This is a genomic window from Bacillus sp. NH11B, assembly GCF_001884205.1.
Taxonomy (GTDB): Bacteria; Bacillota; Bacilli; order Bacillales; family Bacillaceae_G; genus Bacillus_A; species Bacillus_A proteolyticus.
This window is the reverse complement of record NZ_MAOG01000101.1, coordinates 51,227-73,335: the sequence shown is the minus strand read 5'-3', so window position 1 is coordinate 73,335 and position 22,109 is coordinate 51,227. Positions and strand designations below refer to the sequence as shown.

General features: G+C 35.1%; 27 protein-coding genes. 3 read left to right on the top strand and 24 right to left on the bottom strand.

Translation table 11 applies throughout. The features are described 5' to 3' along the window. Nucleotides 1–53: 53 nt before the first annotated feature. From BAU27_RS14975 to BAU27_RS32365, 24 genes are all read right to left on the bottom strand, one after another. A complete protein-coding gene (locus tag BAU27_RS14975) occupies nucleotides 54–1,109 on the bottom strand; it encodes a BppU family phage baseplate upper protein (protein ID WP_071771310.1) in 1,056 nt (351 codons plus the stop codon). Between the two features lie 22 nt (nucleotides 1,110–1,131). Next, a complete protein-coding gene (locus BAU27_RS14970; protein WP_071771309.1) occupies nucleotides 1,132–3,555 on the bottom strand; it encodes a phage tail spike protein in 2,424 nt (807 codons plus the stop codon). Further along, entirely contained in the window at nucleotides 3,552–4,235 is a 684-nt protein-coding gene (locus BAU27_RS14965) for a distal tail protein Dit (RefSeq protein ID WP_071771308.1), read from the bottom strand. The genes BAU27_RS14970 and BAU27_RS14965 overlap by 4 nt, the downstream gene beginning before the upstream one ends. 1 nt (nucleotide 4,236) lies before the next feature. Beyond that, on the bottom strand, nucleotides 4,237–8,304 hold the full coding sequence (locus BAU27_RS14960; RefSeq protein ID WP_071771307.1) for a phage tail tape measure protein: 4,068 nt from the start codon (nucleotides 8,302–8,304) through the stop codon (nucleotides 4,237–4,239). Between the two features lie 182 nt (nucleotides 8,305–8,486). Further along, on the bottom strand, nucleotides 8,487–8,948 hold the full coding sequence (locus BAU27_RS14955; RefSeq protein ID WP_071771306.1) for a hypothetical protein: 462 nt from the start codon (nucleotides 8,946–8,948) through the stop codon (nucleotides 8,487–8,489). Between the two features lie 46 nt (nucleotides 8,949–8,994). Then, nucleotides 8,995–9,570 carry a phage tail protein gene (locus tag BAU27_RS14950; RefSeq protein WP_071771305.1) on the bottom strand — a complete coding sequence of 192 codons (576 nt, stop codon included), beginning with the start codon at nucleotides 9,568–9,570 and terminating at the stop codon, nucleotides 8,995–8,997. Between the two features lie 5 nt (nucleotides 9,571–9,575). Further along, complete coding sequence (locus tag BAU27_RS14945) at nucleotides 9,576–9,998, bottom strand: hypothetical protein (RefSeq protein WP_071771304.1); 423 nt, start codon at nucleotides 9,996–9,998, stop codon at nucleotides 9,576–9,578. Beyond that, nucleotides 9,988–10,374, bottom strand: a complete 387-nt coding sequence (locus tag BAU27_RS14940; protein WP_033674118.1) for a hypothetical protein — start codon at nucleotides 10,372–10,374, stop codon at nucleotides 9,988–9,990. Before BAU27_RS14940 ends, BAU27_RS14945 begins: the two co-directional genes overlap by 11 nt. Further along, nucleotides 10,364–10,711 carry a hypothetical protein gene (locus BAU27_RS14935; protein ID WP_000844458.1) on the bottom strand — a complete coding sequence of 116 codons (348 nt, stop codon included), beginning with the start codon at nucleotides 10,709–10,711 and terminating at the stop codon, nucleotides 10,364–10,366. Before BAU27_RS14935 ends, BAU27_RS14940 begins: the two co-directional genes overlap by 11 nt. Continuing rightward, on the bottom strand, nucleotides 10,695–10,988 hold the full coding sequence (locus tag BAU27_RS14930) for a head-tail connector protein (RefSeq protein ID WP_071771303.1): 294 nt from the start codon (nucleotides 10,986–10,988) through the stop codon (nucleotides 10,695–10,697). Before BAU27_RS14930 ends, BAU27_RS14935 begins: the two co-directional genes overlap by 17 nt. A gap of 1 nt (nucleotide 10,989) precedes the next feature. Next, entirely contained in the window at nucleotides 10,990–11,169 is a 180-nt protein-coding gene (locus BAU27_RS31860) for a hypothetical protein (RefSeq protein ID WP_139254654.1), read from the bottom strand. After that, nucleotides 11,150–12,292: a phage major capsid protein gene (locus BAU27_RS14925; protein WP_071771302.1), complete on the bottom strand. Its 1,143-nt coding sequence runs from the start codon at nucleotides 12,290–12,292 to the stop codon at nucleotides 11,150–11,152. Before BAU27_RS14925 ends, BAU27_RS31860 begins: the two co-directional genes overlap by 20 nt. A gap of 40 nt (nucleotides 12,293–12,332) precedes the next feature. Then, nucleotides 12,333–13,070, bottom strand: coding sequence for a head maturation protease, ClpP-related (locus BAU27_RS14920; protein ID WP_071771301.1), 738 nt, complete (start codon nucleotides 13,068–13,070; stop codon nucleotides 12,333–12,335). Continuing rightward, nucleotides 13,042–14,229, bottom strand: coding sequence for a phage portal protein (locus BAU27_RS14915; RefSeq protein WP_071771300.1), 1,188 nt, complete (start codon nucleotides 14,227–14,229; stop codon nucleotides 13,042–13,044). Before BAU27_RS14915 ends, BAU27_RS14920 begins: the two co-directional genes overlap by 29 nt. 16 nt (nucleotides 14,230–14,245) lie before the next feature. After that, nucleotides 14,246–15,916, bottom strand: coding sequence for a terminase TerL endonuclease subunit (locus tag BAU27_RS14910; RefSeq protein WP_071771299.1), 1,671 nt, complete (start codon nucleotides 15,914–15,916; stop codon nucleotides 14,246–14,248). After that, on the bottom strand, nucleotides 15,900–16,220 hold the full coding sequence (locus BAU27_RS14905; protein ID WP_071771298.1) for a P27 family phage terminase small subunit: 321 nt from the start codon (nucleotides 16,218–16,220) through the stop codon (nucleotides 15,900–15,902). The genes BAU27_RS14910 and BAU27_RS14905 overlap by 17 nt, the downstream gene beginning before the upstream one ends. A 107-nt stretch (nucleotides 16,221–16,327) precedes the next feature. After that, nucleotides 16,328–16,627: a hypothetical protein gene (locus tag BAU27_RS14900; RefSeq protein ID WP_071771297.1), complete on the bottom strand. Its 300-nt coding sequence runs from the start codon at nucleotides 16,625–16,627 to the stop codon at nucleotides 16,328–16,330. Between the two features lie 3 nt (nucleotides 16,628–16,630). Then, nucleotides 16,631–16,942: an HNH endonuclease gene (locus BAU27_RS14895; protein ID WP_071771296.1), complete on the bottom strand. Its 312-nt coding sequence runs from the start codon at nucleotides 16,940–16,942 to the stop codon at nucleotides 16,631–16,633. 22 nt (nucleotides 16,943–16,964) lie between these two features. Then, on the bottom strand, nucleotides 16,965–17,156 hold the full coding sequence (locus tag BAU27_RS14890) for a hypothetical protein (protein WP_071771295.1): 192 nt from the start codon (nucleotides 17,154–17,156) through the stop codon (nucleotides 16,965–16,967). A 6-nt stretch (nucleotides 17,157–17,162) separates the two neighbouring features. Further along, nucleotides 17,163–17,381 carry a hypothetical protein gene (locus BAU27_RS14885; protein WP_071771294.1) on the bottom strand — a complete coding sequence of 73 codons (219 nt, stop codon included), beginning with the start codon at nucleotides 17,379–17,381 and terminating at the stop codon, nucleotides 17,163–17,165. Between the two features lie 125 nt (nucleotides 17,382–17,506). After that, nucleotides 17,507–17,686 (bottom strand): hypothetical protein, encoded by a 180-nt coding sequence (locus BAU27_RS14880; RefSeq protein ID WP_071771382.1) that lies wholly within the window; start codon nucleotides 17,684–17,686, stop codon nucleotides 17,507–17,509. Nucleotides 17,687–18,276: 590 nt separating this feature from the next. After that, a complete protein-coding gene (locus BAU27_RS14870) occupies nucleotides 18,277–18,819 on the bottom strand; it encodes a tyrosine-type recombinase/integrase (protein WP_071771293.1) in 543 nt (180 codons plus the stop codon). Beyond that, complete coding sequence (locus tag BAU27_RS14865; RefSeq protein ID WP_071771292.1) at nucleotides 18,816–19,286, bottom strand: ArpU family phage packaging/lysis transcriptional regulator; 471 nt, start codon at nucleotides 19,284–19,286, stop codon at nucleotides 18,816–18,818. Before BAU27_RS14865 ends, BAU27_RS14870 begins: the two co-directional genes overlap by 4 nt. Nucleotides 19,287–19,306: 20 nt before the next feature. Continuing rightward, a complete protein-coding gene (locus BAU27_RS32365) occupies nucleotides 19,307–19,477 on the bottom strand; it encodes a hypothetical protein (protein WP_083596019.1) in 171 nt (56 codons plus the stop codon). 575 nt (nucleotides 19,478–20,052) lie between these two features. Here BAU27_RS32365 and BAU27_RS32360 point away from each other — a divergent pair. The 3 genes from BAU27_RS32360 (at nucleotide 20,053) to BAU27_RS14855 (ending at nucleotide 22,090) form a co-directional block, all read left to right on the top strand. Then, nucleotides 20,053–20,193 carry a hypothetical protein gene (locus BAU27_RS32360; protein ID WP_175546546.1) on the top strand — a complete coding sequence of 47 codons (141 nt, stop codon included), beginning with the start codon at nucleotides 20,053–20,055 and terminating at the stop codon, nucleotides 20,191–20,193. A gap of 201 nt (nucleotides 20,194–20,394) precedes the next feature. After that, nucleotides 20,395–21,207, top strand: coding sequence for a hypothetical protein (locus BAU27_RS14860; protein WP_071771291.1), 813 nt, complete (start codon nucleotides 20,395–20,397; stop codon nucleotides 21,205–21,207). Nucleotides 21,208–21,511: 304 nt separating this feature from the next. Next, complete coding sequence (locus BAU27_RS14855; protein ID WP_071771290.1) at nucleotides 21,512–22,090, top strand: hypothetical protein; 579 nt, start codon at nucleotides 21,512–21,514, stop codon at nucleotides 22,088–22,090. The last annotated feature ends 19 nt before the right edge of the window (nucleotides 22,091–22,109 follow it).

Here is a 22,109-nt window from a genome sequence, read left to right as displayed (position 1 = left end):
TTTCCTCCTTATTCAAAATAAAAAAGCCTGCTTATGCACGCTTGGCTTGTTTGTTAAATCATAAAATTAGCAACCATATGCACGGTAACATTAGTACCGTTAGGAAGATTATTAACAAATATATTCCCACTTGCTTGCACGGTAACTTCACATGTTATCGTTACATCTCCAATAGCAATACCTGTAAAGGCAACATCTTGTGGTGGACGACACCCCACAGGAAGAGTCGCAAATGAAGTAACATTTTTAGGATTTCGTATTGATCCAATTACATTAACGATATCACCATTTCTTTTATATTTTGGAATTCTATCGGATACATTTGTAACACCTGTTGTATTTAAAGTTGTCCAAACGATATCTACACTTTGTTTAACCGTACCTTCTACTATTAACTTTTTCGTTTTCACTTGTACTTCATCCATAATAGAACCATTGTAACCAGTTAGAAGTAAATTTCTAGACTTGTTATCTAACGTTCCGCTCTGGATATAGTTCACATCATTAGTCATTAAGAACCTCATACGCCCTAATGCATTTGCGACTAGTAAAGGCGCATCAGTTCCAGTATGTTCTATACTAAGAGGACCAGACATGCTATCTCCTATTTTCCGAACAAGTTGGTTTGCGTTAATTGATGCTACTAAATCAGCAATCTTTTTATTCGTATCATCAATTACTTTCAGATAACCTGCCACTCTTTCAAGGGCTTTATCAAACTCAGAAATATAGTTTTCTATTTTAATATTTCCTTCTCGTACATCTCTTTTTAGAGAAATCCGAATATCTGGCGTAGTTATTCGCTCTAAATTATTTTTTTCTACAACGAAATAAGCTGTCCAATCACCAGCCATCGAAACTGCTTCTTCTGACAATGTGTACTCAAAAGCTCCGTTATTTGCATCAATTATTTTTGCGTCATCTCTAATCAATTGTCCTAAATGATTCGTGGCTTCATATTTAACTGAATATCCCGTCAAATTTACTTTTTGCCCATTTCCCTTTAAATAAACAACAATTCTCAAACCATTTTTATCATTCTGACGAGAACGTATTGTTTTTGTGAAAACTGGATCAGCTAAATCTATAGAAATTACCTCATCTCTCATGTGACCCATCTCCTTTCTCGAATCATCTTTTAATGCGATTAGGGGCCCTTTTAACACGTTTTGTTCTCACTCTATGTCTTACGTTACCTTTGGGTTGTATCGGCTCTAATTCTTTAATTCTAGCATCTGTTTTTGTTACGTATTCTTGAAAAGCTCTAGTAACTTGTGAAAGCATCCCATATATGCCTACACCTGTTTCTTCAGATTCGTTCGGAATGACAATACCATAATGAGTAGGGATGTCATTTGTCGTTAAAACAGGTTCTCCTTCTTTACGATCCATCCGCATTTCATATAGTTTTGGCATATCTAATTTGAGGTTATATTGTTTTATATCCCAATCCATTACTTTTTCTAACACATCAAATTTAATATTACGTATGTTCGTTTTGTATTTAGCTTGCGATGATACTTTAAAATCCGCCGCTATTATTCCGCCATAGAATGAACCTGTACCAGATTTAACTTGAAGATACCCATTCTCATAATCTGAATTACGTAACATACAGTACTGCATAATAAGATCCGTGTCTCCGCCAGAAGAGGCATCTATAGACAGAAGTCTTTTTCCATTTTTATGATAATAAAACCTTTGCCCAGCGGTGAAATGCATATTCCCATTTGTTGCTTCAGCAACGAAATCGTTTTTTGCCTTTGCTGCAAAGTTTGTACCAGCTTGTAGGTTCATATATGACAATTGAGATTCAAGTTGCAAATATTCTTCTGCTTTTACGTTCATATCGCCATTTTGACCAAATTTAATAATGGCAGGAAAATATAAGTCTGTATTACTTCCACCAATATAACCTCGTGTAATTCCTATCCCTGCTGCTTTAGGATAAATATTTGAATACTGATAAAGTGCAAGGGCTCCTTGTGAAGCTGTATTGTCATTGTCTCCACCTATAAGTAAAGTGGGTTGTAATTCATTCCTCGAATTTTTGTAGTATCCTAAAAACATACGAGCAATATCATTTTCCATAATTCGCATGAATTGTTTAGATATGCTTACATAGTTTTTTGTATCATCGGATCTTAAAGTGGTACCACTAATTTCTCCACCTTTAATTAAATTACCAGTAAGTGTTCCAGCTGTTATAAAATCAGCGACAATTCGCCCATCATATGTAATGGCAGTTTCATATGGACCCGTTACTCCCCAAGGGGAATACCCTAATCCATTGATGTTCCACTGCCAAACCTTTGAGGCGGTCATTTCGGATTTTGTGTCCATGATCAAAATCCGATCAGGATAAACCCTAACATGTCCCCCAAATCCAGAGTTAATAAGATTCGTCGCATTTTCTTTTGCTGCATCTAATATAGAGCTTGGCATGTCTGATATTTCGTTTTGTATTTGATCTACTTTACCAGCTATATTTGTAAATGATTCTTTAAAATTACCCAAGGTTATTTCTGTATACTCTTTTTTTATTGGATCGTATTTATAAGAAATAGCTTTCGCTTGAATATCAAGGTTATCTTCTGCATGCTTAACAGTGACCGTATCGCCCAAATAAACACGTTGTAATATTGCGAAATCCTCATATTCTTCCGTTTGTGATAGTTCTTGGAATTCAACTTTGTATGTTGCTTTGGGTTGATCTACTTTTTGAATCGCAAACATATCTTTAGAAGCTTGACGTAATCGTTTGTAAGCTTCCTCAAGAGGAACCGCCTCTTCATCTTTTGCATGGTCACCAATTCCTGCCTTTATATCTTTGAATTCCACCACTCTGATTTTGGGATGAGGATACTTATTTATATTTGGACTATCTACATATTTTTCCGGAAGAAGCAACCCGTCAAATCCCTGTGGCATGATTCTGGTAATTGGACTTTTCCAATCTACATTGCCCTCATACCCTAATAAATCTTTTTTATGTTGGATAACAACACCACGATCCATACCACGACTTTTAAGCATTTTTACATCAAAGTTATCTCGTTTTAATTCTCCGCCCCATCTATTAATAAAAGCATTATCTAAACTCGTATCGAGCATTGCTTCAACTGGATTTTTCCTTACAATACGTGCACTTGCTATTGTTGGAATATCAGAGTAAAAAGTAAAAGGATGTTTATATTGGCATCCTGTTGATAAACGGCTCATTGCTGCATTACCATTTGTGTTTTGAATAAATATATCTTCAATTAAGTTCTCCGTTAAATCATAAAAAATGTGATAACATTGTACAGTTAATTCGCCCATACTTGGTTTAGGAGTTACAACACGAAATAATTGGTCACCATCTGGTGTATGAGCTTTAATAATGCTCATGCCATCAATTTCTATTCCATGTGGAGCAAATAATGGATAACTAAATGTAAATGCAAATAAACCGTTGAGCTCTTCTACAACAGTTGCACCATAAATGTGTTTATCTAATAGTCCAATTCCATTATGAGTGAAATCAGTCTCATCTGGTTTATATAGTGTAATCATAAAAATCTCCACCTTGGTTCAACTATAATTTTAGTAACTGTTTCAGACCATGAAATTGAATTTATCCCCTCTTTAAAAAGTGGAAATTCGCCTATCATTTTAGAATTCATTGATGTTGTTCCAACATATGCTTCTAGCAGATTTGAATCGATGGTAACGGAATAAGCCACTCCTTTTATTCGGAACGATATATCATTAATAGTAACCGTTATATCACCGCCACCATAAATCACTAATTTCGGCTCTGATTCTACTGTTCCCGGATTTAAAATGCTTTCTGGTTTTGTTAATACTATCGGTGATGTATCAATATATTCAAAAGGATCAAGTGTAAATTCCACTTCAAATTCCCCATATTCTTCGATCTCATTTGCAATATCACCAATTTCAACAGATTTAATTTTCCGGTACACTTCGTCATCAGTGAAATATAATGTTTTACCATTCATAAGCCATGCCTTAATACGACGTAATAATGGTTTTATATTTTCTTCTTCGAGTAAATTAAACTTAACTTTAAAAGGGACATCCTTGAATGCCCCTTTCTTTGTTAGTGATCCATGTCTCCCTGGAACTTCTATATGTTCAACTTTTTGTTTTGCTGTTGGAATAACGGGGCGATCTACCATACATATTCGATAATCACTCGCTAATTCCGTATCAATCCCTATGTCTAGCAAATCAATTCCTCCCTATTCCGACATTTAAGTTACGTCCTTTTTGTGCAAACCAATCATCAGCTTTTTCAAACATACGGTCTATATCACGGTCATTTCGTACAGTGTTATAAAAGTTTACTTCTACTGGTTGTTGATTAACCATTCCGCCACCTGCAGCTGCTCCAGCCATATTAGGAACACCATTCAAAAGTGCTTCCCCTAGTGCACTAGGTACATCGTAAGCCACAATTTGAGCTAATTGAGAAGCTGCATTTTGTATCATGTCTGTTACATTTTTAGTTAGTAATCCTAACTGACCGCCAATTCCACCCATTCTTTCAGAAGAACTTAATGGTGTTACAGATACCTTATTCCCTTTTTTACTGAATAACTCGGGACCGGCTTCTCCAGCAATGAATTGCCCATCTCCTAAAACATGTCCACCCTTTGCGAGCATCGGTACATGTGGGATTTTAGGTGCATCAACACCAGGTATTTCATTTAATAAATCAGCAGGTGTATTAAAGCCATCAATGAATTTATTAATCATACGAATGATACCGTTAATCGCTGTTTTAGTACCGCTTTTAATACCATTCCAAGCACCTAGTACAGCGGATTTCATTCCTTCAAAGGCGTTACCAACAGAACTTGTAACCCAGCGAACAGGTGTCATAATCGTTTCTTTTAAGCTATTCCATACAGATGATGCGGTGGATTTAATACTTTCCCAAATGTTTGAAAGTGTGGATTTAATACCATTCCAGATACTACTACTTGTACTACTGATCATGTTCCAAACAGAGGTAATCGCTTCTTTTATGTTGTTAAAGACAGATTTTGCTGTTGAAACAATGGAATTCCACAGACCAATTAAAAAGTTTTTAACCGCATTCCAAATTGAAGATGTTGTAGAACTGATGGTATTCCAAGTGTTAATAATCCAATTCTTAATCGCTTCAAATATTGTTGTAGCAATTGAAACAATAGTATTCCAGCAAGTTTGTAAGAAGTTCTTAATCATATTCCAAACCATGGAAGTAGTGGAACTAATGGTATTCCATGTATTAATAATCCAATTCTTAATCGCTTCAAATATTGTTGTAGCAATTGAAACAATAGTATTCCAACAGGTTTGTAAGAAAGCAGTAACCGCATTCCAAACCATGGAAGTAGTAGAACTGATAGTATCCCAAACACTAATAATCCAATTTTTAATCGTCTCAAAAACTGTAGTAGCAATTGAAACAATAGTATTCCAGCAGGTTTGTAAGAAATTAACAATCATATTCCAAACCATAGAAGTAGTAGAACTGATAGTATCCCAAACGCTAATAATCCAATTTTTAATCGCTTCAAAGATCGGTGTAGCGAAATATAAAATAGCTGTCCAAATCGCTTGCAAGTATTGTGTAATGAAATTCCATACAGTTTGAATAACTGTAGAAATACCATTCCAAATCATTGAAAAGAAATCAGCTATTCCTTGTAAAATAGGCGTTAAAAATGCAACTATTCCATTCCAAACACCTTGGAAGAACTCTGAAATAGCAGTCCAGGTCTCAGAAAAGAAAGTTGCTATGTTTTGTAAAACCTCTGTTAAATACTCAACTATACCATTCCAAACCTCTTGGAAGAATACCGAAATAGATGTCCAGGTTTCAGAAAAGAAAGTTGCTATGCTTTGTAAAACTCCCGTTAAATATTCAACTATGCCATTCCAAATTTCCATACAAAAATTGAAAATAGATGTCCAAATCTCTATATATCCAGTTAAAATTCTAGTTCCCCATGTCAGAACAAAATCAATAATTCCATCCCAAGTTGTAGTTAAGAATTCAACAATACTTGTCCAAACCTCTTCTGCTCCTTGGCCTATACTATCCCATGAATCAGAGAAATATTGAACAATCCCATCCCATAAGGTAGAAAAGAAGTCAGAAATCCCTTGCCATACTGATGATGCTACTTCTGCAATGTAATTCCATGTATTAACAAGAAATGCTTTAATCTCATCCCAATATACATAAATGGCTATAATCGCAGCAGCGGCAGCGGCTATAACAGCGATTACGATACCAACCGTTGTACCGAATGCAACAGCTATTGCGGCTAGTATTGGCTGAATTACACCCCAAACTGCCATGATTGCCGTCCCAATCGTGGAAATAGCGGCTATTAATTTACCTACTACCATTACTATTGGACCTATGATAAGTAAAATAGGACCGAGAGCGGCTATAATTCCACCAATAATAACGACTATTTTCTTTGCCGTTGGTGATAGATTATTAAATGCTTCTGACATTGTTTTAATTGCACTAGAAATTGATGGCATCGCTTCTTTTGCTAGTTCTAATAGAATTTTACCTAGTGGTTCCAAAGCTAAAGCAGCGTCACGTGTAATACTCTTAAATTGGTGTCCAAATGATTCTTCTTGGATTTTTTTCAGTTCTTCCATGCGACCTGTTGTGTCACCAAGACCACCATTTACATCATTTAATCCTAGTACAACATCAGCACCCATGTCTTCGAATTTAGTTCCCATCAGAGCTACACCGATTTGATTGGCTTTTACTTTGTCATCCATGTTTTTTAAGTCACCTGTAACAGCTTTAAAAACGTCTGCAGCAGTTGCTTTACCTTCATTAAATGACTGCCAAACACCTTGGGTTTCTTTTGATAAATCGCCAAATCCTTCTGCAACACCCTTGCTTCCGTCTTGAACACGAATACCGAACTCTTTTACTAGATCATTGATGTAATCAAGATTATATGATCCTGTTGCGGTTCCATTAGCAAGTATGTTAAACATTTCATCAGCAGTAAAACCAGCTTGTTTAAATAACGGTGCGTATTCTGAAAGATTATCGAAAAGCTCATCTGAATAATTCAAACCACTTTGAGCACCTGCGGCAAGTAAATCGAATGTTTCTTGGGTCGATAGACCAAATTGAGACATTAATTGTCCTGCGCCACGTGTAGCCTCATTTAGATCAACATCATATGTTTGAGCGAGTGTTAATACATTTTCAGTTGCAGCTTTTAATTCTTCATGCGGTACGTCACGCATATTTTGAAAGACTTTAATTAATGCCGTGTCAACTTCACCAATGTTTTCCCCAAATCCATTTTTCCAAGTGCTTTCCGCTATCTTTTCAAGATTTTCAGCACCTTGGGCTGTCAATCCTAAAGAAGCTTGGATTTTTCTTTGAGAAGCATCCATATCAGAAGCTACTTTCAATGCACCTGCACCAAGACCAAGAACTGCAGGGGTAACAGTTGTAGTCATGGATTCCCCTGCGCTCTTCATTTTTTCACCAGCAGCACTCATTTTTTCAGAAACCTTGCTAGCTACATTTGCTTGTTCGGATAAAACCGAATTAGCTTGTTGAACCTCATTTTCTAATTGTTGTTCGGCTGATCTTAATTGTAGTAGTTTTGTTTCGAGTTTATTTACTTCAGCAGAATTTTCACCATACCGTGATTTTGCTGCTGCTAATTGTTGTGCACAGTTTTGTGTTTGTTGAGAAGCATTTTGTTGTGCTTGTCCTAAGTAATGAAGTTTTGCACTTAACTTTTCTGACTCTGTTGCATTATGACCAAGAGCAGCATTTTGAAAATCATATTCAGCCCGTAACTTCGCTGATTGATTTATTAGTTCTGTTTCTGCTGCACCTAATTTTTTTAAATCCTGTGCAGCACTACTATTTTCTTGACCTAACCTTTGAAGAGCGCCTTCTGTTTCTTTAATTTGATTTGAAAATCTTTGTTCTGCTATTTGTGCATTACCTAATTGACGGTCTAATTTTTCAACTTCAACAGAATTTTCACCATATATTGCTTTAGCTCTACTTAATTGTTGTTCTGTTGCAGCAACTTTTTGTGCAGCAAGTTGTTGTTGCTGTTGTAAGTGTCCTAATTTAGCTGCTAATTGCTCTGTTGCTGTACCGCTTAATTTTAATTGTTCTTGTTGTAAAGTGAATTCTTGACGTAGCTTAGAGCTTTCATTTTTCATGTCACCCATCGCTTTATTGAATTCTTGATTAAAAACTTTAAATGTTATTTTCGACTCTGGTATGTTTGCCATATTCTCACCTGCCTTATCTTAGCGTGGATTAGCTTTCCAACCGTCAAAGGCAAGCTTCCCTTCAGCTATTCGCTCCACCGATGCGATGGGAAAATGCCAAAATGTTTCTGGATCAATCCCATAAATTAAAACGTAGAGAACATATTTATCCTCTACGCATTCAATGTTTATTTTCGGTGGTTTTATCTCTTTTTTTCGTTAGTTTTTGTACTATTTCCTAATCCTTTCGCAAATTTATTTTGTTGCCCAGTTATGCTAGAAGAAGCTAATCTTACATATAGTTTCATTGTTTCTTCAAAAGAGTAATGGTATCGCTCTAAAAATTCGTCAAAATTATATTCGAAATCTTTATTCGCTCCTAGGCATCCTAAATAAATAACTTTTTGTATTGCGGTTTCATCAATACCTTGTAAGGCACTAAAATCTATATTGTCTATTTGATTAGGATTTGCATTAGCTAAACCTTGTAATTTAAATACACCTTGCAATAATGATTCATCAGTTAGCCCTAAATCTTTCCCTTGTTTCATTGCATAATTCGTAATAAAACAAGGAACTTTTTGATGATTTTTTTCGATTGGCTTGAATTGTCCTTCTACATTTACAACTTCTACTTCTTTTAATTTTACGATTTCGACTCTCATAAGTTACTTGTCCCCTTTTGTTTTGATAGAGTTGCTGTTGTTATTTTTACAGTTTTACAAGCTCTGGTGTAAATTGTGTATGCCATTTCTCTTTCACCTGTACATCGTCCACTTCATCCGCTAATGCTTCGTAATAAAATTCCCCGTTACTATCTTTAAGGGCTGTAAACTCTATTTCTGTTTCTGCTACTTCATCCGCACCGTTTTCCACTTTAAATTTAAATCCTGTTGTAGATGAACAATTAGAGAAGGCAACGAATTTTTTTAAATCCTCAAATTCATCAACTACGTCAGCAGTTAAAACAAATGACTCTCCTTTTGATGTTGTACCGTATGACCATACACCAGCTTTTAACCCATCTGTTTTAATTCCGAAAAGCTTTCTAAGTACATCTACACGTAAATGACCAGAAAGAGTCATATTCATTTTAGAAGGCTTAGATTTCTTCTTAACCTCTATCCCTTCACATTTCTTTACCATCTCAAGCATTTCTGTTTCACCTTCGATTGTTCCAACACAACCGAACTTTGTACCTGGTTGCTGAATTCCACCTTCAATAAATTGAATACCTACGTTTGTAAATGACATAGGATCGAATTCTTCAATAATTGTTTTTGCCATTATAATTAACCTCCCAGTGTTTGATTGATAACTTTATCTAATTTTGTATTTAAGCGTTCTGATATCTTTGGAGTAGCGGTTTGCAAGCCACGCTCTAATATCTTTTTCGGTGCGTTTTTCTTTGAATTTCCTATCCCTAAATCTGGATACTTTAAGTAATTAAATCTAGGTGTTGGACGAATTGTAAAACCAAGATTTAATTTGCTATTCGTTAAAGCTTTTTGATCTTTGGCATGTCGTTTATTTCTCACACGCCCTTTCCATGTAGAAACAGGGATTTTAGGCTGAATGGATTCGACTGCAAGGTTCACACCATCACTATGCAAAACTTTATTAAGTGCTTGCTCTGACTTCCCTGGTATTTGTTTGAGCTTGTTTTCTAAGGCTTCAATATCGCCAAACTCTACGCTCCATGAATTAGCAGCCATATTTAACAAGTCTAGTTACATTAATTTCAATTTCATCAATGTATTCATCCATTTCACCTTTTTGAATAGATGTTTTATTAGAGTGTTGAAAAGAATGTCCTGTAGCTTCAAGTGTTGCAATAATATCTAGCATTCTTTCATCTAAATCATCACGATTTTCAGAGTAATAACGAATTAAAACGTTTTGACGAAGCGTTAATTTGCTTTCTGTTTTTTCAAAGCCACCTGTCTCAAATATGAAGTAATGATAGTCTTCTTCTTCATCTTCACTTACTTGATCCTGGTAAACTTCTACACCGAATGCTTCATTTAATTTTTTAATTAACAAGCTATTCATTTTCTGGAGTCGCTTTTTTGATTGTTCGTTACTCAACAATATGTCCACCTACTTCCTGTAAATAGAAATATAAATATCGCTTGTCCGAATCAACTTTGATGACATCGTATTCTAATTTATCTATAACTGCTTTTAATTTATTTTTATTAATAGAACGAAAAGAAGGAGGGAACAAAGTTTTCACTTTTTTATCTAACTTTGCATTTAATAATCCGCAAGATTGATAGTCACTATCTCGTGCCGACAATTCTCTAAAAGCTAGTTTTCCTTCTTCAGAAAAAACACCTTTGATCCGCTTTGCATTTTCACTACGCTTTGTTTCTGTGCGTCCGTACCTTAAAAAACCATCATTAAACGTTTCATTGTATGACTTCATCTTTTGCCCTCTCTTTTAAGGCAGCATCTATAATTAAACGCTGTAATTCCCCTCGGAAATTCTTTCCAAAATCCTCCAGAGCATTGTTATATTCATATCTGCACCGTTCGATCAGTAACTGCTTAACCTGGTCTTCTTCTCCAAAAGAAAAAGACGTACCACAAAGATTTTGTAAATACGCCTTTCCACGTTCAATTGTTTTTATTAGTTGTGCATCTTCATCATTCCAAGTGATCCTTAACCGACTTTTTACATCTTCAAGTAATGTTTCATTCATTTCAATCACCACTTGTAACTGATTCTTCTATAATTTTTCGAATATCCTCTTTCAATGTTGCAGAGGAAATATCTATATTGTGTTGATTTGCATAATCAATTAATTCTGCTTTTAACATACTATTAAAATCAATTTCCTCCACTCTTAATGTGGAGGGTTTATTAGGGTGTAGTCGTTCCACTAGCACCAGCTTTTAAAGCACTAATATCAAATACTAAGAATGAATCGTTATCTTTTGGACGACCATTTGCGTATTGTTTAGATAGGTATACAGTTTCATCCTCTAGGAAACGATATTCTTTTGAACTTTCCATCTTTTGAGTTGAACCAACACCCATAAAGTAATCGCTTGCGATACCTGCAACCATTTTTCCTTTTGGAACAGCTAATGATTGAACCACTGTCGCAGGAATTGGAAGCACCCCTGATACATATGCGCCATTTTGTGTTAAAAACGTAGTAGCTGGGAAGATTTTTTCCCAATAATCCAGTGGATTTACAATCATAAGGGCATTACTAACCGCACGACGTCCACCATTAGTAAGTGGTGACATTACTTCTTTACCTAATGATGTCGGTGTTAGATCAGTAAGCGGAATAGCTGTTTTATCACTATATACTCCAGCAGTTACCGCTGCTTTTAAATCCTTCATTATTCCAATCGGTTGATCTTTCCCTGTACCTTTAACAATAGCTTCTTCTAATGCAATCGCCATCGATTCAGCTAAAATTTCACGAACATAACGATCTAACCAGATTGGGCCCAAATCTAACATAGCGTTACAAATTGGAACATAAGCACTTAATTTATATAAATTTGTTGTAATAACTTCAAATCCATCATCTAATAATTCTTTAATTTCTTCACAAAGTTTTCCCCACCAAGCTGATTGTACGTATCCTTTTTTCACTACCCATTGCGTTACACCAGTAGTATTTACAAATTGAATATGATTCAACAATGCATGATTTACACGTAAGTATTCGAATACACGCTCAAATACAGTTGCTGGTACTAATGTTTCTGTACCTGCAAACCCTTTATTTGCGATGACTTCGTTATAATATGATTGCTCTTCCTTTGTTAAAACTTGAAGACCGCGACTTGTCATTACTTGTTGATCTGATAAGTCTTCATTTACAGCTTGTCGTGCTTCATTGATAATATTTTGTTGAATAGAGTTTGCAAATTCGACCATAGCAGCCGCTGTTTGTTCCTCATCGCCACTATTCATTGCCTTTAATAACTTCTCTTGCATTTCAATTTGTTTTTGAGCTTCACGATCTAAATTTTTAATTGTCATTTTCAAATTCCTCCTGTTTTATACAAAATAAAAAACACTATCATTTTGTAGTGTTTAACGCTGTTAATAATGTGAATAACGTATTTTTGTTATTATGAGTAGTTTCTTTTGGCTCATTTTGTACTTGAACTGATGATTTGTATTTGTTTAATATCTTTGCTTTTGTAGGTTCTAGTTCTTCATCATCATCTTCGTCATCCTCTGGAATTACTATTTCATCTGAAATTTCATCACAGAAACCAAACGTTTGACACTCTTCAGCAGTTAACCATGTTTCTTCTGCCAAAAGTGTTTCTAGTTCACTTTTTTCTCCTACAAAACGGGATGTATAGCTTTCCGTTACTGCATTATCAATTTTATCAAGACGATCTGCAACCTTACGTAACCCTTCTGCATTACCAGCCGCATATGTCCATGCTTTATGAATCATCATCATTGTATTTTTAGGCATAACAATTTTATCTGCTGCCATCGCAATAACAGATGCTCCACTTGCCGCCAAACCATCAATGTGTATAACAATATTGGCAGAATGGTTTTTTAATAGATTAGAGATAGCAATAGATTCAAATACATCTCCGCCGCCACTATTGATGTGAACATTAATTGTTTTTGCAGTGATATTCTTTAATTGTTCTCGTACTTTACTACTCGAGATACCGTCATACCAAGAATATGCTGAAATACTTCCATACATATAAAGGTCTGCTTCTTCAGTGTTTGCGCTATTAAGTACTTCAAATCTATTTTTAATTTTTGGTATTTCCATTACTGTCATTATTCTCACCTCCCTTTAATGATTTAGCATTTTCAACTGATTCATAGTTTTTAGTAACATAACGCATATCTGCCCATTCCTCATCTATAGGTTCACGTCCTAACATTCTTAAAATGTCATTTATGGAATTTACACCAATTCGGAAGAACACATCACAAGCATTTGCTAATTCTGTAATATCTACATGCTTAATTCGACTTGTATCAACTTTTAAATACGTTCGCCCTAAGTACTCTTCTTTTGTATAAAACTTCCGATTGATTTCATCTGTAATTAATTCTATAAGTGGATTGATACAAAACATAAGAAAATTATCGGTTTGTTTGGATACGTCCACCACATCACCCTTCAGCATTCCTTTTGGTACATGAAAAGCCATAGAAACAAAATCAATAATGTCATCCACCAGTGATTTAATATCTCGACTATCTAACTTATTTCCTTTTGAGGTATTACTGAAATTATCTAATTCGTATCCATCTTGTAATTGGAAGACAGCACCTGCATTATCAGCTTCAAAAAATGTTTTGAACTGCTCATTAAACATTGCATCAATTTGTTCTTGCATCTCATCAGTTTGTGCTCTTAAAAATTCACCTTTTACTACAACTCTCATTGCATTGGAACGCTTATAAATATTTGTTGCAGAAGTAATTAATTTCCCCCAGCTTCCATATAAACCATCTATCACATTCATGATATTTTCATCATTTAATTTGAAATAAAAAACTTCACTCTCCTTAAATACCTTCTGGGTAAAAGTGAAGTCGTTTATTGTAACGTTTGTATACCAATTTTCTCTTAATGCAAATTCTTCTTTATTGAAGCTGTCGGCTACATAAAGTTGATCGTTATGCATAATAACTAAACATTCGTTATCATAAATCAAATGTGAAACTAAGCTATGCATAAATTGAGAAGCGTTTTGATTTTGATTTGGTTGTACATTAAATAAATAATGGTTTTCATTTCGGACTTCTTTTCCTTTTTCAAAAGTTTGGAACTCACAACGAACAAGCGTGTTCGCAATTAAATCCACACAAGTATTTACAGCTAATTTTTTAAAATAGAAATCAATAGAAGACTCATATAAATAACTTTTTAGTGCTTCCCTGTTTCTCTTTCCAAACCAACCGCCTATCCAATCTATTAACCCCATTTCTTCACCTACCTTTCTAATAAGTTCTTACTTTGAATGTTCCAGGAGTGAGTTGTTTATGTTCACTTAATTCTGAATCAAAATTCAAGGCATGCAAAAAGGCGAAAAACCCATCTGTTTTCCGCTTTTCTTTATCAATCTTTTTATATTCAATATTGCCATTCATTTTTTCTTCTTTATATACATTACCAACATACCAACGCATAAGAGGATCGTCACCGAAAACGATTGCTTGTTTAATAAATATTTCCTCTACCAATGGAGCCAATTTACTATGGGTCGCTGGACCACGACGAACAATTTCCACTTCAAAACCTGCTGCTTCAAGCGACTCTTTTAAAATTGCTGAACGATATAAATCCATACTAACTTTTTTAATACGGTATTTCTTATTCATCATAATGAACCAATTTAGAACATGTTCAGCACTAATTGATTTATCATAAACAACAGTAAGTAAGTCTTTTTCAATTGCAATTCGAATAATGTCTGGGTTAATATCTTGCAACTTAGGAGCTGTATGATGCATGAATGTATGTTGCATCCAATAACGTTTCCCATCTTTTTTAAATAAAATCCCTACTGAACAAAAGTCGCGTATTTGCGCAAAGTCAACAGCTCCTATACATTCTATTCCTTGGATATCATCTGGGAATGGCTGCTCTGTAGCTAACCTTTCTTCATAGGTAGCAACTTCTTTCCTTGTATCCTCAACAGGTAAATTCATTCTTTTCGTCATGAACTCAATTCGCAATGCACTATTGCGTTTCATATCATGGTATTCTTTACGCATTTTATGCTGTAAATTTTCATTGTAGCGATATGAAGGATTTGCCTTTTCCCACATTGACTCATCATGAACTTCTTTTTCACTATCCAGTTTGCATATAAAAGGAAATAGTGTAGAGTCTGGTAATTCTTTATTCAATACCATTTGTGCTTCTTCTTTCATATCATCCAGTACTCCACCACGAACATTTCCATCTGTTGTAATGTAGAAAATCCTCGGGTCCTTCTTTTTACCTAGGCCGGATGTAAAGACTTTTATATTCGAATAGTCCTCATACTCATGTAACTCATCAAATATAACAGCTCCACTTCGTTTACCATCTTTTGTACGAGCATTTGATGTATTAAATTCAAACTTAGATTTTGTTTTCAAATGTTTTATAAGTATTTTTGACTTGTAAAAAACTTTTTTTAGCTTTCTCATAAACTTTGGCGCTTCTAAAATATCGTAAACATCTTGAAAGGATGTCTTCGCCTGATCCTCAGAAGTTGCTACGATGTCTATATCATAATTTTTGATTCCATGATGTCCAGTTAGCATATAAAAACTGTCATAACTTATATATCCGTTTTTACCTGCACCACGTCCAAGTAATAACAGATACCTATCAAACATAAGACGACCATCTGCATAACGTACACCGTAAATAAATGCATTACAGAACCTTTGCCAAGCGAAAAGAGAAAAAGAAAAGTAGGGGGCTGGCTTCTCTACTGATTTTTCAATAGCCTCTGCATCAATTACGACACCTGGTTGGTCTAACTTCCAACGAAGGAACTTCATAAGTAGCTTTTGCTCTTTGCAACTTTGTATTTCTCCATTTTCAACCATACGCATATATTCATCAATGTAAGGATGATACTTATATGTAGTGGGATATCTAGATGTCATCGTCATCATCATTACCTTCATATATAGGCTCTTTCAAGCCAAGTACTTTCAATAACTCTGTCATGCGTTTATTTGTCTCACGAAACTCTTTTGTAGCTGGATTCGCCTTAACTCCTTTTTGACTCTCGCTATTTTGCCATTCAATCATAGGTCCATTCTTTTTCATTTCTCTTGCTAACTTATTTTTTGCATCAAACAATGTCATGTAGTCATCAACAAGATCAACGTAATGCATACCGTTCAAATCGCTAATTTCCAATTGTTGTAATAAACCTTGCTTTATCTGTGCTTTTTTTGATAGTTTTCGCACAAGTACCCCCCCTCTTACTTTTAAATTCGCAAAAATGTTTTAACCGCTCTCCCCCTCCCGTTGAACGTTCCCCCGAAAGAAAGTCGATTTTATTTTAAGGGGGGGACTTATTTAATTTGTATATATCGTTCAACAAAAGAAATAATGTAATGTATTTCTTTTTCTGTAATTGGAAAGAACATTTGAACTCTATCTATATCTAAAAGTTGTTTTACTTTATTAATCGTTAAGTTATTACATCTATTACGATTAATAATGTCTCTGATTTGTGTATACCTATAATAAATAAAGCGAGCACCTGCATTAAAGATGTCTCGCTCTACGCTTGTTCTATTCTCTGGTTCTAACATTGCTACTCGTTCAAGATAGTCAGTATCATACTCACGTCCGTTATCGTTTATAATCATCTGCTACCATCTCTCTTCATTAACAAATGCAGGTAACTTATCTTCTACCTTTAAACGATCATGTACTTCGTTATGACATGTATTACAAAGAGACATAAGGTTATCATAAGTTAATGATAACTCTGGATATTGTTTTACTTCCTTGATGTGATGAACACAATCAGCCTTACGATACTTACCTTTATCTCTGCACATACAACATTCAAAGTTATCCCTCTTCAAAGCCTTGAGCCTTAACTCACGCCATTCCCTAGACTTATAGAACTTCATAAGCTTGTCATCTCTTATTAACTGAATAAGCTCATGTGTTTCCATAGCTATCACCTCCCTACCCTATCTATTTAACCCAAACGCCTAAATGCACACATTTAAACTCTTTCATCACTTGTTCTTTATCTACTTCATGCAACCGTCCATATGATTGCACTGTCATTGTTTCTTTTAATATAGGTAACCCATTAATAGCAGTTACTGATGAGCTTAACGGATTCGCCATATCTATTCCTATCAATGTTTGCTTACGATCCATCTATCCTCACTCCTTGCCATTTAATAGGTCATCCATCAGTTTACTAATTAAGTTTGTTGTAGCTTCTTTCTTTTCTTCTGGTTTTGTTCTTTTATTTAATTTATCTAAAGTTCTAACTACTGGTCGTAATTTCTCTAATTCCACATACTCTTCAAGATTGTCTGCTCCAATAGCGTTAAGGATTGTACCAATAGCAATTCCCTTCTCAAGCTTAGTTAGTTGCATCTATCACCACTCCTTATTAATCTAATTCCTTTACTTCCTTTGCTTTAATGAATTGAATCATGATTGCTAAACAAATTGTAAATCCTGTTCCGTATCCAATGAAGAAATTTAACCAATTCATCCAATCACTCCTTATTTCCCTTAGATACCTTCAAGAACTCTTTCAATCCATCCACAACTTCCTTGTTATTCTCTACAAGCTCACCTTTAACATAGATATCACCATTACCCTTCAGAGATATAATTTCTTGTCCACCAACATTAAAGTTAATACTTTCACTCACATCTCGATTATGGAACGTCATTAGATTCAACCTTCATCCCTCCAAAATAAAAAGCACCCGAACGGATGCTTTTTCCTCAATTATTCATTTATGTTTCAATCGTGGTACGTGAAGTTTTATTCTTTTTCCAATCACCTAATGTTGTTACATTCATCTGCGTCAACATTATTAAGTAACTGGAAGAAGAGCAAAAGCCCTCCTTCGTTTACACAACAGATTTTGACTTTAGAATTGAAAGCAAGAAACAACATCTCATTCAATCCTCAACCATCACCCATAGCCTAACGATCCATTTGAATTATAGAGGAACGTGAAAAATGTTTTCCGCCACTTCTCACAATACAAATATATCATGTTAAAAGCCAAAGCGTGTCCGTAAATAGTTCGCGAATAGTTCGCGTTTTTTATGTTCCTTTTTTACGCACTTTTTACCCACTTTTTCATCAAATAGAGTCCTTAGTCATTTAAAATGAATTAGCTATAACCTAGATTGTGTTGAATTAGACCATCTCGTTTTCCCTTAGAGCTATCAAGCTTTTTCATACTTCTTAAAAATGAATTTGACACTTTTCTTTTGTAGCTAATTCAAAAATGGCTAAAAAAAGAAGTGTTTAGATTTTAAATTTCTTTTGATAATCATTTAGTGTATCTTGTTCAATCCCTATATACCTTAACGTCTCTTTTTGGTCCGTATGATTTAACATTCGTTGCAAAACAACTACATCTTTAAATTGCTTATAGTGATGGTACCCATATGTTTTTCTAAGTGAGTGAGTCCCAATTCGTTCTAATCCAAATTTTAAGGCTGCTTGATTCAAAATTACATATGCCATCGATCTAGTAATTGGTTTGTTCTTCCCATTTCTACTTTTAATAAGAAACTCGTCCTTAGGTTTCCCCTTCGCATATTCCCTTAGTGCTTTCTTTAAATCAGAAGGCATCTTTACCTCTTTAACTTTTTTAGTTTTCTTTTCACGAATAAATATACTCCACCCTTCTACATCGCGAACTCGCAAGCGTAGGATATCTGAAATGCGTAATCCTGTATTAATGCCCAGAAGGAACAGAATGTAATTACGCTCATTCTGTTCCTTAAAATATTCTTTGAGCTCCTGAATCATTTCTTTATCTCTTATTGGTTGAACGAGATTCATACGCTTGGCACCTCTTTTTGTCTACGCGTTTTTTGATACACCTCTTTTTTTAGATTGAATGCTAGACGTAGTATAGCTCGTCCTTTTAACTTGTAATACTTTGTTTTACCTATACTTAAATCCATCCAAATGTCTGGATCATATCCAACTTCATCTTCCATATAAAATTTTACTATGACTTCACGTTCATCATCTCTCAAATGATTCACAGCATCATAAAGCCAATTCATGAACTCATTTCTTTCTTGCTCATACTCTATTCTTTCAATAGCAATATTCTCTGTTGAACTATTAAATTCATTTGTAACTGATGGAGGAACAATTGAATATGATGGCGTCACTTTTGGCAGCATATCACATGGCATTGTTGCTAAATATCTACGATAATCTTCGAATACTTTTTCAACCTCTTGTTTTGTTCTTTTCCCATCTATAATTGGCATTTTAAATGATAATTGTTTATTCATATTAAATTCCTCCATTTTTATTATTTTTGTCTTAATGCACCACGTCTACGTTCATAACGTGGTCCACGAATCCCCATTAAATCCTCAATGTCACGAGTGCTTAATTTCTCTTTCCGTTTTTTCTTGTTTTTCTTCTTTGCTTGTTTCGATTGCTTTTTCCACTCACGTAATTGATCTCTTAGCACCTTCATTTCCCCCATCTCCCTTTTCAAAATAAAAAGGACACCTATTCCTAAAACAGCTTTAATTGCCGTTTTAATGAATTGGTGTCCTCTAGTTTTCTAGCCGGACTATATTCACTTTCTTCTAAAAGGATTATTTTATTAAGTTACCTTCCTTGTATCACTCATCCGTGCACATATGCATATTCTATATAGATTATTATTTGATAAAATTCACTCCGAGAAAGAGCACTGTTCGAAGGTGCTCTTTTTAGTTTTTTAGAATAAAACTAAAAAGAGCATATATGCTATAAGTGAGTTTCAACTATTTTTAGCGAAGCATCCATATTTCTTTTGGCACCGAGCAGTTATCTTTTGCTAGCTACTCTTTTATTGCTTGTCCACTTCAACCCATTCACCCTCTTATATCATCCAATCACCATGATCGTACAATTCTTCCTGCATTTTCCTTCGCTTCTCCCTTTCGATACGTTTTTTAATTTCCCTTAATGATTCTTGCGCTTTTATATAATCGCTTTCCAGCTTCATGATTTGCTTTTCTCTAACTTCACCTCCTACGACGAGCAATCATAGGAGGTGAAGCTATGAATGAAGAAAATATTGTTTTACATGGAACTGCTGTTGAATCGAGTTTAATCGGTTCAACACTGCTACCTATTTTTCGTCATTCACTTTACCAACAGGAGCAACAGGAGCAACAGGAGCAACAGGTTCAACGGTATTGATTCAGGAATCGAACCTTCTTATATATATTAAAAGCTTTTTGGAGTGAAGCCATGTTCCTTATATATTATGGAATGGGTTTATATATGTGACATAAGGGATTATGTTTATTTTTATTTTTAAAGGCTTTTTCCTTATACGTGTGTGCAAGCTAATTCATAAACTATATTGTGTAAGTGGGTGAATGATAAGGATGGTGTAAAATGAGTGAATTTAAAAAGAAATTTCATATTCCGTGCGAATGTTTCGGCCCCCCTTTACCTATACCTGAAATTGGTCCAACAGGTCCAACAGGTCCAACGGGTCCAACGGGTCCAACGGGTCCAACGAGCCCAACAGGTCCAACGGGTCCAACGGGTCCAACGGGTCCAACGAGCCCAACAGGCTCAACGGGTCCAACAGGTCCAACGGGTCCAACAGGTCCAACAGGAGTAACAGGCCCAACGGGTCCAACAGCGGTAGCATGTTGTCCTTGTACTAATGTTCTTGACAACCCTGGATTTGACGAACCACCATTAATAGGCGATTTAGTTCCAGGTTGGAATCAAGTTGGGAATGTTGCAGAAGTAGGCGTTCCAAACGTTCATAGTGGTCGTATTCTTTCAAATGGGACACTTAGTCTCTTAGCTGTGGCAATTGGACCAGGTGGAAGTATTAATCAATTAGTTGATGTCGACGAAGGTTGTTGTTTTACGTTTTCTTTTGCTGCAGATGTAAGGGATGGTGCATTTCCTATAGCTTCTGTATCTTTCCCAGAACTTGTTGGACACGGGTGTCCTCCTCTTGCTACAACTCTCGGCACATTAAATATTCCACATATTATACCAGTTATGAATCAACCGCAATCTGGTTTCCAACATTATGTTCTTGTTGTTTGTATACCTCCTGGTGTTACTATGGCATGTGTCGCTTTTCAAAATATTGCTACTGGTGGAGAAGGCGCAACAGCTTTTATTGATAATGTTGTATTTCAGCCTACAGGTGGACCTTGTACTTCATGTTCACAAAATTTCTAATGTATTGATGTACTTGAAGCTTTTCATTTTGCTAGTGAATCCCATAATTACTAAGGAGAGCCTTTGGGCTCTCTTTTCATATTAGGAATCACCATACACTCCCATATGCTGTGCGCATTCCTTTATGGTCCCGAGACATATGAATGATTCACCTTTATAAACGACGTACTCCTTTAAGTTCACTGTTCCGCACCCTTGCTATTAAAATAGCGTTTTTGTTCGATCTTCAATCTATCTCTACAAATTATGCAGGATTTGCATTCCTAAATATCGAATATTGACCGTGTTAGGAGGTGTATTTTTAATGAAATTCCAAAAGGAATATGAAATATTGTGCTCTATAAATTCTGATAAAATACTAGAAATTGTATTTGACTTTAATAATCATAGAATTAAAATCTTCTTTTCAAACAAAGAAGGAAATCAATTTTTGGTTCTTGTGTGCGAAAATAGTGAAATCTCATTTATTAAGAATTACCCAGTCTTATTCAAAAATGGTGTTGCTGATATCAATATGTACTGGGGCCCTTACATTACATACGCTACAGGGTTAAGTAACACAACAAGCCCAGGGTTTACCGAGTTTCAGAAAAAACTTAAAGAGTCGATTCAAAGTGTAGAAAACCCAAATGATGAATTTAAAATCTCTTACCTTGATAGTCGTGACGGCATACAAAAAATCCAAAATGCCAACAAAAAGTCTGTGCTGCCTAATAAAGAAATTTATTATCATCACACCCGGAGAACACCTATTTCTGATAATCAATATAAGAAAGTAAAAGATTTGCTTGGTAAAGATATAGCTGAACATTTTAAAAACTCAAATGTAACGGCTGTCTTCACATCAGATATCACTCAGCAAAAAACATTCGTTCTTCCTTAGACTAATGATAAATAGCCGG